The sequence below is a fragment of the Brevundimonas sp. GW821-FHT02A10 genome, from assembly GCF_059422025.1.
Genome location: NZ_JBWKWC010000002.1, coordinates 16,527 through 29,460 on the forward strand (window position 1 = coordinate 16,527; position 12,934 = coordinate 29,460).

Consider the following 12,934-nt stretch of genomic DNA (forward strand, 5'->3'; position numbering starts at 1 on the left):
ATTTTACTCGCCGGAAGGCATCTGCATGCCGCCGCCGTCCGAAGGCGGCATCATCCCGCCGCCGGGGCCGCCGGGGCCGCCCTGACCACCGCCGGGACGCATCATGCCGCGCATGGCCTGCAGCTCTTCCGGGGTGACCGTGCCGTCGTGGTTGGCGTCCAGACGGGCGAACAGGGCCGCCGTCATGGCGTGATATTCATCCAGGGTCACCGTGCCGTCGTGATTGGCGTCGGCGCGCTCCATGCCGCGGCCGGCGCTCATCATGCTGCCGGGGGTCGGGGGCGGGGTCAGTTCAGCCCCGGTCAGGGAGCCGTCGTGATTGGTGTCCAGATTGTGGAAGCGGGCGTCGGACCGCTCCTGCATCTGGGCCAGGGTGAAGGGGCCCATCTGGGCCATGCCGCCCATCATCCCGCCGCCCGGACCCTGCTGGGCGGAAGCGGCGAAGGGGACAGCGGCCAGAAGGGCGGCGGCAGCGAGAGCGAGGCGGATCATGGAAAAATCTCCTGAAGACTCCCCTTGAACGACGGCCCTGCGGCCTTCCGTCGCGGGAATTCCATCAATATCCCCCATCCCGCCGCGGCGCCTCGCGTTTCTCCTTGCAAAATCATATAAGGATATCTTTATATGACCTCATGAGCCTTTCCGCCGACCAGACGATCGACGCCCTGCGCGCCGCCGGCGAACCGACCCGTCTGCGCGTCCTCTCCCTGCTGACCGGCGAGGAGCTGTCGGTCATGGAGCTATCGCGCGTGCTGCAGCAAAGCCAGCCGCGGGTCTCGCGTCACCTCAAGCTGATGGCTGACGCCGGCCTGATCGAGCGCTTCCCGGACGGAGCCCGGGTCTTCTATCGCATCTCCTCGGATCCGCTGGCGCGCCGTCTGGTCGAGACGGTGCTGGATTTGCTGGACGATTCCGAGGGCGAGGACGACCATCGCCGCCTCGATGAGGTTCGCGACGAACGCGCCGCCGCCGCCGCCGCCTATTTCGAACAGGTCGCGCCCCAATGGGACCGCATCCGCTCCCTCTATGTCGCCGAGACCGCCGTCGAGAGCGCGGTCGAGGCCGCCGCCGGCCCCGGCCCGTTCGAGCGGGTCGTCGATCTGGGCACCGGCTCAGGCCGGATGCTGACCCTGCTGGGCAAGAAGGCGAAGATGTCGGTCGGGCTGGACCTCAGCCACAACATGCTCAACATCGCCCGGTCGAACGTCGCCCGCGCGGGCGTCGAAAAGGTCGAACTGAGGCACGGCGACATCTTCGCCACCCGCCTGCCCTCGGCCAGCGCCGATCTGGTGATCGTGCATCAGGTGCTCCACTATCTCGCCGACCCTCATGCCGCCGTTGTCGAGGCCGCCCGTCTGGTCGCCCCGGGCGGCCGCATCCTGATCGTCGACTTTGCTCCGCATGAGATGGAAGCGCTGCGCGAGGAGCATCAGCACCGCCGCCTGGGCTTCGCGGACGACGAGATCGCCGGCTGGCTCACCGACTGCGGCCTGACCGCCCAGCCGACCGTGGCCCTGCCACCCGACGCGGACGGCCTGACCGTCACCATCTGGACCGGCGTGCGCGCCGTTTCCTCCGATTCCCGAAAGGCCGCCTGATGGCTTCCGCCACCGCTCAAACCCAGGGCCAGACCGCAGGCTCCCCCGGCAGTCTGGCCGCCGCCCGCGCCCTGCTGCTGTCGCCGCTGGGCCCCGTCGCCCGCGCCGGCGACAACGCCAATCCGGTCCGGGTCTCGTTCGAATTCTTCCCGCCCAAGACCGACAAGGCCGAAGAGACCCTGTGGGAGGCCGTGCGCCGGCTGGAGCCACTGAACCCGGCCTTCGTCTCGGTGACCTACGGCGCCGGCGGTTCGACCCGCGAACGCACCCACCGGACCGTCCAGCGGATGCTGACCGAGACCACCCTGCGTCCCGCCGCCCACCTGACCTGCGTGGAGGCCTCTCGCGACGAGGTCGATGAAGTCATCGAGAGCTACAAGGCCATCGGGGTCGACCATATCGTCGCCCTGCGCGGCGACCCGCCGGGCGCGTCCGGTATCGGCGGCGTCTATCAGCCCCGCGCCGACGGCTATGCCAACGCCACCGAACTGGCCCAGGCCATCGGACGTGTCGGCGGCTTCGACATCTCGGTCGGCGCCTATCCGGAGAAGCATCCGGAGAGCCCGTCGATCGACCACGACATCGACGTGATCAAGGCCAAGATCGACGCCGGCGCGACCCGGCTGATCAGCCAGTTCTTCTTCGACATCGACGCCTTCCTGCGCTTCCGCGACCGGATCCGCTCGGCCGGGATCACCACGCCCCTGCTGCCGGGCATCATGCCGGTGTCCAATTTCGCGGGCCTGCAGCGGATGAGCGCCTCGTGCGGCGCCTCGGTGCCCCAGTGGCTGGCCAACCATTTCGACGGCCTGGACGACGATCCCGAGACCCGCAAGCTGCTGGCCGCCTCGGTCGCCGCCGAGACCTGCGCCCGGCTGCAGGAAGAAGGCTTCCAGGACTTCCACTTCTACACCCTGAACCGCGCCGACCTGGTCTATGCGATCTGCCGCGTTCTGGGCGTCCGCGAACAGAAGGCAGTTGCGTAAGATGACCTCTCCCCTTTCCCGCGCCGAACGCATCGCCGCCCTGCACAAGGCGGCGAAGGAACGCATTCTGGTGCTCGACGGCTCCTGGGGCGTGATGATCCAGCGCCGCGGCCTGGAAGAGCACGACTTCCGCGGCGATCGCTTTGTCACGGCCAACGGCTATGACGAGAAGGAGCAGATGAAGGGCAACAACGACATCCTGTGCATCACTCGCCCGGACGTCATCAGTGACCTGCACGACCAGTATTTCGGCGCCGGCGCCGACATCTCCGAGACCAACACCTTCTCCGGCACCGTCATCGCCCAGGACGACTACAAGCTGGACGAACAGGCGGTCTGGGACATCAATCTGGAAGGCGCCAAACTGGCCCGCGCCGCCGCCGACCGCTGGACCGAGAAGGAGCCGCACAAGCCGCGCTTCGCCGCCGGCTCCATCGGCCCGCTGAACAAGATGCTGTCGATGTCGTCGGACGTGAACGACCCCGGCGCGCGTCTGGTCACCTTCGACCAGGTCTATGACGCCTATCGCCATCAGGTAAAGGCGCTGAACGAGGGCGGCGTCGACCTCTATCTGATCGAGACCATCACCGACACGTTGAACTGCAAGGCCGCGATCAAGGCCATCAAGGACCTGGAAGACGAGGGCATGGACGCCCTGCCGATCTGGATTTCGGGCACCATCACCGACCGCTCGGGCCGCACCCTGTCGGGCCAGACGGCCGAGGCTTTCTGGAACTCCGTGCGTCACGCCAAGCCCTTCGCCATCGGCTTCAACTGCGCCCTGGGCGCCGACCTGATGCGCCCGTTCATCGCCGAACTGAGCCGCGTCGCCGACACCCTGGTCGCCGCCTACCCCAACGCCGGCCTGCCCAACGCCATGGGCCAGTACGACGAGGAGCCGCACCAGACCGCCCACTTTATCGAGGAATGGGCCGAGGCCGGTCTCGTCAACATCGTCGGCGGCTGTTGCGGCACGACGCCAGACCACATCGCCCACGTCGCCGAGGGCGTCTCGAAACTGCCGCCACGCCCCATTCCCGAACGCCCGGTCGCCATGCGACTGTCCGGCCTCGAACCTTTTGAAATGCAAGGCTGATGCGCCCCGTCTATCTCAACATCGGTGAACGTACGAACGTCACCGGATCGGCCAAGTTCAAGAAGCTGATCATCGAGGGCGACTACACCGCCGCCCTCGCCGTCGCACGCCAGCAGGTCGAAGCCGGCGCCGCCGTCATCGACATCAACATGGACGAGGGCCTGCTCGACTCGAAGCAGGCGATGATCACCTTCCTCAACCTGATCGCGGCCGAGCCGGACATCGCCCGCGTGCCGGTGATGATCGACTCCTCCAAATGGGAGGTGATCGAGGCCGGGCTGAAGTGCGTCCAGGGCAAGCCCATCGTCAACTCCATCTCCATGAAAGAGGGCGAGGACAAGTTCCGCGAACAGGCGATCGCCTGCCTGCGGTACGGCGCCGCTGTCGTGGTGATGGCCTTCGACGAGGTTGGCCAGGCGGACACTGCCGCGCGCAAGATCGAGATCTGCACCCGCGCCTATCGCATCCTGGTGGACGAGGTCGGCTTCCCGCCCGAGGACATCATCTTCGACCCCAATATCTTCGCCGTGGCGACGGGGATCGAGGAGCACGACAACTACGCCGTCGACTTCATCGAGGCGACCAAGGTCATCAAGGACACCCTGCCCTACGCCCGCGTCTCGGGCGGGGTGTCGAACGTCTCGTTCAGCTTCCGCGGCAATGAGCCGGTGCGCCGGGCGATCCACTCGGTCTTCCTGTACCACGCCATCGCCGCCGGCATGGACATGGGCATCGTCAACGCCGGCGACCTGCCGGTCTATTCCGACATCGACCCCGTCCTGCGCGAGGCGGTCGAGGATGTGATCCTGAACCGGCCCCAGCGAACCAACGTCTCCAACACCGAACGGCTGGTCGACATCGCTCCGGGCTTCAAGGGCGACAAGTCGGCGCCCAGGGTCGTCAATCTGGAGTGGCGCAACGCCCCCGTCGGCAAGCGCATCGAGCACGCCCTGGTCAACGGCATCACCGAGTTCATCGACGCCGACACAGAAGAGGCGCGCTTGTCGGTCGAACGTCCGCTGCACGTCATCGAAGGTCCGTTGATGGACGGGATGAACGTGGTCGGCGACCTGTTCGGTTCGGGCAAGATGTTCCTGCCGCAGGTGGTGAAGTCCGCCCGGGTGATGAAACAGGCCGTCGCCTGGCTCGAACCCTTCATGGAGGCCGAAAAGGCCGGCAAGCCGCGCGAACAGGCGGGCCGCATCCTGATGGCCACCGTCAAGGGCGACGTCCACGACATCGGCAAGAACATCGTCGGCGTCGTCCTCCAGTGCAACAACTACGAGGTCATCGACCTGGGCGTCATGGTTCCGGCCGACCGCATCCTCGACGCCGCGAAAGAGCACAACGTCGACATCGTCGGCCTGTCGGGCCTCATCACCCCGTCGCTTGACGAAATGGTCTTCGTGGCGCGCGAGATGGAGCGGCGCGGCTTCGACATCCCTCTGCTGATCGGCGGCGCCACCACCAGCCGCACCCATACGGCGGTCAAGATCGAGCCCGGCTATCATCGCGGCTCGACGACCTATGTCATCGACGCCTCGCGCGCCGTGGGCGTGGTCTCGGGCCTGCTGTCCAAGACCGAGCGCGCAAAGAACGAGGCCATCACTCGCGACGAATACGTCCGCATCCGCGAACAGTACGCCCGGGGCCAGGAGGTCAAGGCGCGGGCTTCGCTGGTTCAGGCCCGCGAGAACCGCTTCGTCCCGGACCCGACCAATCGCATGCCCGGCAAGCCGTCCTTCATCGGCGTGCGCGCCTTCGACAGCTGGGACCTGCAGGATCTCGCCGACCACATCGACTGGACCCCCTTCTTCGCCAGCTGGGAACTGATCGGCCGCTATCCGCTGATCCTTGAGGACGAGGTCGTCGGTCAGGCGGCCAAGGACCTGTTCGCCGACGCCCAGGTCATGCTGAAGAAGATCGTCGACGAGAAGTGGTTCACCGCCAGGGGCGTCGTCGGCTTCTGGCCGGCCCGCGCTGTCGGCGATGACGTCGCCGTCTTCGCCGACGAGAGCCGCTCGGAGGAAATCGCCCGCTTCCATACCCTGCGCCAGCAGATCAAGAAGTCGAACGGCAAGCCGAACCTGGCCCTGTCGGACTTCGTCGCGGACGAGGGGGAGGACTATATCGGCGCCTTCGCCGTCACCGCCGGCCATGGCGAGCTGGAAATCGCGAAGAAGTTCAAGGACGCCGGCGACGACTATTCCTCGATCATGGCCGCCGCCCTCGCCGACCGCCTGGCCGAAGCCTTCGCCGAGCGGCTGCACAAGGAGGTGCGGACGCAGCTCTGGGGCTATGCGGCCGACGAGGCGACCTCTGTCGAGGAGCTGATCGAGGAGAAATATCAGGGCATCCGCCCGGCCCCCGGCTATCCGGCCCAGCCTGACCACACTGAAAAGGCCACCCTGTTTCGCCTGCTGAACGCCGGCGACAACGCTGGCATGGCCCTGACCGAGAGTTTCGCCATGACGCCCCCGGCCTCGGTCTCGGGCCTCTATTTCGGCCATCCCGGCAGCCACTATTTCGGCGTCGGCAAGATCGACCTCGACCAGATCGAGGACTACGCCCGCCGCAAGGGCTGGGACGTCGAAACCGCCGAACGCTGGCTGGCTCCGATCCTCAACTACGAGCCCGGCCAGGTGGCCAGAGGGGCGGCCGCGTAGTCGGACAAGTCATCTTCGACAAGCCTTGCCGTGCCTTTCGGGAGCCCCTGAAGCAATTAGGAGTTGCGGCAGTCTAGGCCTGAATCTAGCCTCAAGTTGCATCAACGATGGTGCTTGGAGGGCTTCATGATCAAAGCGGCAAAGCTGGCGGTCCTTGCGATCGCCGCGCTATCGGCATTCGCAAGCGCGCCGGCCAACGCGGCCACTCACATGGTCGAGCGCGAGTACTATTCCGACGCCACCTACACTGTGCAGGTGGGTTATTCGATCAACACCTGCCAGAACCAGATTCGGGGTTGGGGGTATCCGACCCAGTTCTACATTGAGCTGGGCGCCGAGCCATGCGCCACGCCCGGTGCGCCGACGCCGCCTTACCCCTGAAGACGGCCTGCCTGAATTAGTGCTCGTCAAACCGTGAGCACGACCGGGGACGATCTCATCGAGGTCGTCCCCGTTTTGCGTTTAGCGGACGAAATATCGTCGAGCCTCTACTGCGCCTGCTCTACGCCTTCGCTCTTCAGCCCGACCTCCTCCAGCGTCGCCGGAGGCGTGGTGATGTTCTCGCGGATGCGGCGGGCGGCATGCTCGCAGCGGCCGGGCAGGCCGAAGAAGAGGCCGAAAGCCTGGCTGCGGGCGGCCTCGTCGGGCTGGGCCAGAACGGCGGCCCAGCGGCCGGTGGCCTCGGCGGCGGCGGTGTCTGCGGCGGCGCGGGTCGCGGCCGACTGGCGCGAGCGGGCGGCGGCCAGGGCGCCGCGGAAGTCCGAAGCCTCGAGCTTGCCCAGGCGGATGATCTCCAGATCTTCCGGGTTCCGGTCGGTCAGGGTCTCGCCCAGCTTCACATGGCCACTGACCAGAGCGTCGCACCAGGCGACCAGCGGATAGTCCTGATCCGGCGCGCCGCGCGGCATCGGGTTGGAATAGGCCAGGGCCTCACGCATCCGCACCTGAGCCGGAGTCTCGACAACGGCGGCGTCCGCGGCTGTGGCGATGGGCCCGTCCTGGACATTGGCCTGCGGGATCGGGGAGGCCGTCGTCTGGAACAGCAGGGCGGCAGCGATGAGGCTCAGCATGAAGAATCCGGAATCGTTGAAATACGGCGCCTGTGGTTCGGGCTTTCCGAAAAGGCACACCGTAACGCTTGGCGGGGCCCAATGGTTTTTCCGAGGCAAAGAAAAAGGCGGCGGGCCTGAGCCCGCCGCCTCCATCTGTAATCCAGCCTGTCTTTAGTACTTCAGACGGGCGCCGGCGAAGAAGTAACGACCGACCACATCGAAGGTGTTGGGGTCGGTGTTGCCGTCGTTGGCGTTGTCGAACACCGGCGGATCCTTGTCCGTCAGGTTACGAATGCCAGCGAACAGTTCGATGTTGTCAGTCGCGGAATAGGTCGCGCTGATGTCGTGATAGAAGTAGGCGTCGGTGCCGGTGTAACCGCCGTCCGCGAAGTCAGGGATGTTGCCCTGGTTGTCCATGGCGTCGATGTACGTGCCCGAGTAGGCGAAGCGCACCGGACCGATGTCGTAGCCCAGCGAGATGTTGGCCTTGAACTCCGGCAGCGAGGCCGAGATGTTGTAGGCGCCCGCGGTGCCCTTGTACTCGATACCGTCGAGCTCGTAGCTCTTCAGGTAGTTCAGGCTGAACGACAGGTCGAGCTTGTCGCCCCACACGCCGCCGGCCCACGGCACGTTCCAGCCGTAGCGGCCGGCGAAGTCGATGCCCTTGGTTTCCAGCTGCGAGACGTTGCCCAGAGGCGCGCGCGCCTTCAGGTTGCCGGCCGCATCGCGGAAGATCAGCGGACCAACCGAGCTGTTACAGGCCGCCGACGACAGGTCCAGCGAGGCGAAGCAGTCATTGACGATGCCCGAGACGCCACCCTTGATCGTGCCGACATAGCCGTCGATCGAGATGTCGTAGTAGTCGAGCGTCAGGGTCAGGCCCGGAACGAACGTCGGCGACCAGACGGCGCCCACGGTGATCGTGTCGGACTCTTCTTCCTGCAGATCGGGGTTACCGTAGAAGAAGGATTCCGTCTGCGTGTTCTGGGCGACGAAGCCGGCCGTGACCGGATCGACACCGAGTTGGGCCGCACAGAAGGCGCGAACGGCGGTCGACAGGGTGCGAGCCGCGCCCGTGCCCGGGTTGACGGTGGTGCAGGGGTCGAGAACCGCGGGGAAGCCCTGGTCGCCGGCCTGGAACAGTTCGAAGACGTTCGGGGCGCGGACAGCGCGTTGGTACAGAGCGCGGAAGCGCAGGCTGTCAACGGGCTCCCAGGAACCGCCGGCCTTGTAGGCCCACAGTTGACCGACGGTGTCGTAGTCCGACATCCGCACGCCCAGTTCCAGGTCCAGAGACTTGGCGAACGGCACGTCGCGGACCAGCGGCACGGCGGCTTCGGCGTAGATTTCCTTGGAGGAAGAGCTGCCGGAGACGGGTTGCGCCGCGTTGAAGCCGTAGATGTCGCCCGTGATCTTGGAGGAGTCCGGCAGGGAGTTCAGCGAGTCTTCGCGGTATTCCAGACCGAAGGCCACGCCCAGCGGACCGGCCGGGAGTTCCAGAGCCGTACCCGTGACGTTGAACTGCACGTCCTGACGTTCAAAGACGCTTTGGTCCGTGAAGTTCAGGCGGATGAAGTTCGCCGCCGCCGGGGTGATGGTGTTGGCGCCGAACATGTTCAGCGGCACGCAGCTCGGGAAGATGGCCAGCGAAGCGGCCGAGCAGGCGGTGGCGGTGCCGCCGGCGGCGATGGCCGCAGCGACGCGCGAACGCGACACATCGTTCTTGATCGAGGTGCGCAGTTCGGTGCGGCCGAAGCTGCCGAACAGTTCAGCCTTCCAGTCGCCGCCCAGGTCGAAGCGGAGGCCGCCGTTGACCTGATAGACGTCCGAGTCGTGGCTTTCGATCCGGGCGCCGACTTCAGCCATACGACGGTCGAAGTTCAGCGGAGCGGTCGGGTTCGCACGGGTGTTGGCATAGGCCAGCAGCGCCGGGCTGTTTTGCACGAAATAGTTGCCGTACGGGATCGAGATGCTGGTCGCCGGGGTCGGGGCCAGCTGGATGTTGTTACGGACATCGCTGCCGTAGACTTCAGCGAAGATCTCGATCTTGTCCGTGATGTCGTAGTGCGCCAGCACCGCGGTGTTGAAGCGCTCCGACGGCGACTGCAGCAGGTTGACCGGCGAGAAGTTGTAGCGGTCGCTGGCGGCCGACAGGCTGAAGTCGTTGTTGAACACGCCGGGAACGCCGGGCGTGCGGAACGAACGACGGCAGGGCGAGGCCGTGGGGCAGCCGGCAGCCGTGTAGGGGTTCAGGGCGATGTTGTTCAGACCGCCGTAGACGCCGGTGCCGGAACCGCCGGCGTTGCTGACCAGGGCCCACGAACGATCTTCGTTCGGGAAGAAGCCGTCGCGGTCCGAATAGCCCACGAAGCCGGTCACGTTACCGCGGCCGTCCTGGATGTTGGCGCCCATCAGCAGCGAGGCGTTGAACTGTTCGCCGTCGCCGTAGCCCGAGATGCCGTACTGGGTGTTGAAGGCGATGCCTTCGAAGTTTTGCTTGAAGATGAAGTTGACGACGCCGGCCAGGGCGTCCGAACCGTAGGTCGCCGAGGCGCCGCCGGTCACCACTTCAACGCGCTCGATCAGGGCCGCCGGAATGGCGTTCAGGTCGACGGCGTTGCTGGAGTCGAACGGCACGAAACGGTGGCCGTTGACCAGCACGAGCGTGCGGCTCGGGCCAATGCCGCGCAGGTCGACCGTGGCCGAACCGTTGGCGGGGTTGTTCGAGTTGGCCGAGAAGCCCGGAACCACCTGCGGGAGCTGGTTGAGGATCTGTTCGACGTTGACGTCGCCGCGCGCTTCGATCTGCTCGGTCGAAACAGTGGCGATCGGGCTGTTGGCCACATAGTCCTTACGAACGATGCGCGAGCCGGTGACGACGATATCCTCGACCTGGTTCGCGTCCGGCGCAGTCTGCGCGAAGGCCGGAGCGGCGAGGGCCATAAGGGCCGCACCGGTGATGATGGTCGTCGCCAGAAGGCGTTGACGCGTTTGTTGGGTTCTCAAGGATCGTTCTCCTGAATGTGGCCCCGCTCCTTCCAGAAAGCTGGGCCCGACCTCTGTTTTGGTTTTCGCTGATCCCGGACCGGATTTCCGGATCGCTGCCAAAGGTTAGGCGCCTTGTTCCGTGTTGCGCCACAGCAATTACACACCCGTAACAAACTCGCCCCGGGACTGTCGTATTCGAGACACGTTCCGTATCGAGGCGACTATGACCCGGCGGACGTCCGGGCTAAGCTCGCCAGAGACGAAAAATTTCCTGAATCCAATCGGAACCGGTCATCTATACCATGCGTTTGCGCCCGCGATCCCGCCGCACCCTGCCCACTCTCTTCTTTGGTGTTACATGGGTCACCGCACTTGCCGGAGTAGCGTCCGCGCAACAGGCCGTGCCCGCCGAGCGTCCCGAAGCCCTGTCCCGGCTGGTCGCCTGTCGGTCTGTAACCGCGCCCGAAGCCCGCCTGGCCTGCTATGACGCCGCCGCCGGAGCCCTGGATGCCGCACACCAACAGGGCGAGGTCGTGATCGTGGATCGCGCCCAGGTCAGCGCCGCCCGTCGCCAGCAGTTCGGGCTCGAAACGCCCAACAGCGCATCGCTCGACGCCGCAGCGCCCCCCGAACGCGTCGAATCAGTCGAGACAACTTTGACCCGCGCAGCCCAGGGCGGAGAGGGGAAATGGGTATTTGTACTCTCTGACGGCAGCACCTGGCGCCAGATCGACACCGATCGGGTCACCTTCCGCAACGAAGCCGGACAGGCGGTTCGGGTGCGTCGCGCCGCCCTCGGCAGCTATCTGCTGACCGTCGGCCGCGGCCAGGCCGTGCGCGTTCGCCGACAATAGGAGCAGGATATGACGGCTTTTCGCCAACTGGTTCCCGGCGTTCTGGTCTCGGGACAGATCCAGCCGGACGACCTGGCCGGAGCGGCGTCGCAGGGCGTGCGCCGCGTCATCAACAACCGCCCCGACGATGAAGAGCCGGGCCAGCCCGCCTCGATCGAAATCGAGGCGGCGGCCCGCGCCGCCGGTCTGGACTATATCCATGCCCCCGCACGCGGCCTGCCCGACGCCACCGTCGTCGCCGCGGTCCAAGCGGCCCTCGCGGACGGCGCGCCGGTGTTGCTGTTCTGCAAGTCGGGCATGCGGTCCGCCGCCGCCTGGGCCCTGGCCTCAAGCCGCTCGGGCGCCTTGTCGCGCGACGAGATTCTGACCGCCGCGGCCGGCGCCGGCTATTCGCTCGGCGGCCTGCCTCTGTGAGCTAGAAGATCAGCGGGTGAGGCTGGCCCGCGCGGCATAGGGCGCCGGTTCCGGCGTGCAGGAGGCCGTGATCAGTTGCGCCGCCATGAGACACAGAATGGCGGCCGCGATGGGCTGGAGCCGATTTGAGACATTAAGGGCTATGGTCTTGGCCACGACGGCGCTCCGGGAGGGGATTTACCTCTTGTTAAGGCAAGGGCCGGGCCAGTCCCGGCACGGGTCTCCGGCGGTCGAAACCCGGGCGTAGTCCGCAGGTTTGGATTGCTGGTTCGCGCCTCCTGTGCGACCTGAAAGCCTTCCTGGGGGAACGGCGTCACATGAGCGATTTGAAGACGGACGGCGGGGCTGGCCGCGACAAGGGGCCCGTCAGGCCATGGGGGCGCTTTGTCGAGACCTGGCGTCGTCGAAAGCTGTTGGTCAGCACCGCGATCGCGGGCGGGCTCCTTGTGGGAGGCCTGGCAGCGGCGGAGATCGGAGCCCGTGCCGTCGGCGCCGTCGACTTCGCGACCTATGACGCCAATCCGGTCACCGGCTATATCCCGACTGCCAATACGTCAGGCCGCTTGCTCGGCCGGGACTGGGTATTCAACGAGCACCATATGGGGGTGGCGGCCCGGTTCGCGCCGACCCCGGCGACGGACGTCGTCCTGATCGGCGACAGCCTGGTCTATGGAACCTCCGCCTATCGCCAGAGCCAGCGGCTCGGCCCCAGCCTTGAGGCTCTTTCCGGCGTCACCGTCTGGCCGATCGGCGCGGGCAGCTGGAGCGTGGCCAACGAGGTCGCCTATCTGAACGCCAACCCTGAGGTCGTCGCATCCGCCGACAGGCTGGTCTTCATCGTCAACTACGCCGACGTCCAGTCCGGCTCGGTCTGGAAGAGCGACCTGACCCACCCGCGCCACCACCCGCTCTCGGCCGTGGCCTATCTGGCTGCAAAAAAGCTCTTCCAGCCGCCCAGCGACGACCCGCGCTTCGGCGAGGAAGGCCCGGTGCTGGCGCAGTGGCGGGACTTCACCGCCCGCTACGGCCGCCGGATCGATGTCATCCTCTATCCGAACAAGGTCATGCTGAGCGATCCGGCGAAGCTGAACGCCTATCGCGAACGGCTGGCCTTGCTGGCGGCTCCGAACGTCGTCTTCCACGATCTCAGCCGGGATCCGCGCTGGACCCCCGAAGACTATATGGACAGCATCCACCCCAAGGCCGGGTCGGTTATCAAGGTGGCGCGGTTCGCCGACGAGGCACTCCATCTGGGCGCCGCCCACTGATTTTCCACGCGG

At 66.3% G+C, this 12,934-nt stretch carries 12 protein-coding genes; 8 read left to right on the forward strand and 4 right to left on the reverse strand.

Features of this window, described 5'->3' with window-relative positions; all coding sequences use genetic code 11:
• Positions 1-3: 3 nt before the first annotated feature.
• Complete coding sequence (locus AC07U0_RS06430) at positions 4-492, reverse strand: EF-hand domain-containing protein (RefSeq protein WP_494719209.1); 489 nt, start codon at positions 490-492, stop codon at positions 4-6.
• Between the two features lie 140 nt (positions 493-632).
• On the opposite strand from AC07U0_RS06430, the gene AC07U0_RS06435 reads away from it, so the two are divergent.
• From AC07U0_RS06435 to AC07U0_RS06455, 5 genes are all read left to right on the forward strand, one after another.
• Positions 633-1,598: an ArsR/SmtB family transcription factor gene (locus tag AC07U0_RS06435; protein ID WP_494719210.1), complete on the forward strand. Its 966-nt coding sequence runs from the start codon at positions 633-635 to the stop codon at positions 1,596-1,598.
• Positions 1,598-2,584 (forward strand): methylenetetrahydrofolate reductase [NAD(P)H], encoded by a 987-nt coding sequence (gene metF / locus AC07U0_RS06440; protein WP_494719211.1) that lies wholly within the window; start codon positions 1,598-1,600, stop codon positions 2,582-2,584. The genes AC07U0_RS06435 and metF overlap by 1 nt, the downstream gene beginning before the upstream one ends.
• A 1-nt stretch (position 2,585) precedes the next feature.
• Positions 2,586-3,680, forward strand: coding sequence for a homocysteine S-methyltransferase family protein (locus AC07U0_RS06445; protein ID WP_494719212.1), 1,095 nt, complete (start codon positions 2,586-2,588; stop codon positions 3,678-3,680).
• Positions 3,680-6,346: a methionine synthase gene (gene metH / locus AC07U0_RS06450; protein ID WP_494719213.1), complete on the forward strand. Its 2,667-nt coding sequence runs from the start codon at positions 3,680-3,682 to the stop codon at positions 6,344-6,346. Before AC07U0_RS06445 ends, metH begins: the two co-directional genes overlap by 1 nt.
• 126 nt (positions 6,347-6,472) lie before the next feature.
• On the forward strand, positions 6,473-6,727 hold the full coding sequence (locus AC07U0_RS06455) for a DUF6289 family protein (protein ID WP_494719214.1): 255 nt from the start codon (positions 6,473-6,475) through the stop codon (positions 6,725-6,727).
• Between the two features lie 107 nt (positions 6,728-6,834).
• On the opposite strand, the gene AC07U0_RS06460 is transcribed toward AC07U0_RS06455, so the two are convergent.
• Together AC07U0_RS06460 and AC07U0_RS06465 are read right to left on the reverse strand one after the other, a co-directional pair.
• Positions 6,835-7,416 carry a hypothetical protein gene (locus AC07U0_RS06460; protein WP_494719215.1) on the reverse strand — a complete coding sequence of 194 codons (582 nt, stop codon included), beginning with the start codon at positions 7,414-7,416 and terminating at the stop codon, positions 6,835-6,837.
• Between the two features lie 153 nt (positions 7,417-7,569).
• Positions 7,570-10,404, reverse strand: a complete 2,835-nt coding sequence (locus AC07U0_RS06465; RefSeq protein ID WP_494719216.1) for a TonB-dependent receptor plug domain-containing protein — start codon at positions 10,402-10,404, stop codon at positions 7,570-7,572.
• Positions 10,405-10,688: 284 nt separating this feature from the next.
• Here AC07U0_RS06465 and AC07U0_RS06470 point away from each other — a divergent pair, with 284 nt between their 5' ends.
• A complete protein-coding gene (locus tag AC07U0_RS06470; protein ID WP_494719217.1) occupies positions 10,689-11,240 on the forward strand; it encodes a hypothetical protein in 552 nt (183 codons plus the stop codon).
• A gap of 9 nt (positions 11,241-11,249) precedes the next feature.
• Entirely contained in the window at positions 11,250-11,654 is a 405-nt protein-coding gene (locus AC07U0_RS06475) for a protein tyrosine phosphatase family protein (RefSeq protein ID WP_494719218.1), read from the forward strand.
• 9 nt (positions 11,655-11,663) lie between these two features.
• Here AC07U0_RS06475 and AC07U0_RS06480 read toward each other — a convergent pair whose 3' ends face one another.
• Positions 11,664-11,810, reverse strand: coding sequence for a hypothetical protein (locus AC07U0_RS06480; protein WP_494719219.1), 147 nt, complete (start codon positions 11,808-11,810; stop codon positions 11,664-11,666).
• Positions 11,811-11,971: 161 nt separating this feature from the next.
• Between AC07U0_RS06480 and AC07U0_RS06485 the strand changes: the two genes are divergently transcribed.
• Complete coding sequence (locus tag AC07U0_RS06485) at positions 11,972-12,922, forward strand: hypothetical protein (RefSeq protein WP_494719220.1); 951 nt, start codon at positions 11,972-11,974, stop codon at positions 12,920-12,922.
• The last annotated feature ends 12 nt before the right edge of the window (positions 12,923-12,934 follow it).

Bases quoted from the DNA above. Each gene is read 5' to 3' on its own strand.
- AC07U0_RS06430 (WP_494719209.1), bottom strand. From the start codon at position 492: ATGATCCGCCTCGCTCTCGCTGCCGCCGCCCTTCTGGCCGCTGTCCCC.
- AC07U0_RS06435 (WP_494719210.1), top strand. From the start codon at position 633: ATGAGCCTTTCCGCCGACCAGACGATCGACGCCCTGCGCGCCGCCGGC.
- metF (WP_494719211.1), top strand. From the start codon at position 1,598: ATGGCTTCCGCCACCGCTCAAACCCAGGGCCAGACCGCAGGCTCCCCC.
- AC07U0_RS06445 (WP_494719212.1), top strand. From the start codon at position 2,586: ATGACCTCTCCCCTTTCCCGCGCCGAACGCATCGCCGCCCTGCACAAG.
- metH (WP_494719213.1), top strand. From the start codon at position 3,680: ATGCGCCCCGTCTATCTCAACATCGGTGAACGTACGAACGTCACCGGA.
- AC07U0_RS06455 (WP_494719214.1), top strand. From the start codon at position 6,473: ATGATCAAAGCGGCAAAGCTGGCGGTCCTTGCGATCGCCGCGCTATCG.
- AC07U0_RS06460 (WP_494719215.1), bottom strand. From the start codon at position 7,416: ATGCTGAGCCTCATCGCTGCCGCCCTGCTGTTCCAGACGACGGCCTCC.
- AC07U0_RS06470 (WP_494719217.1), top strand. From the start codon at position 10,689: ATGCGTTTGCGCCCGCGATCCCGCCGCACCCTGCCCACTCTCTTCTTT.
- AC07U0_RS06475 (WP_494719218.1), top strand. From the start codon at position 11,250: ATGACGGCTTTTCGCCAACTGGTTCCCGGCGTTCTGGTCTCGGGACAG.
- AC07U0_RS06485 (WP_494719220.1), top strand. From the start codon at position 11,972: ATGAGCGATTTGAAGACGGACGGCGGGGCTGGCCGCGACAAGGGGCCC.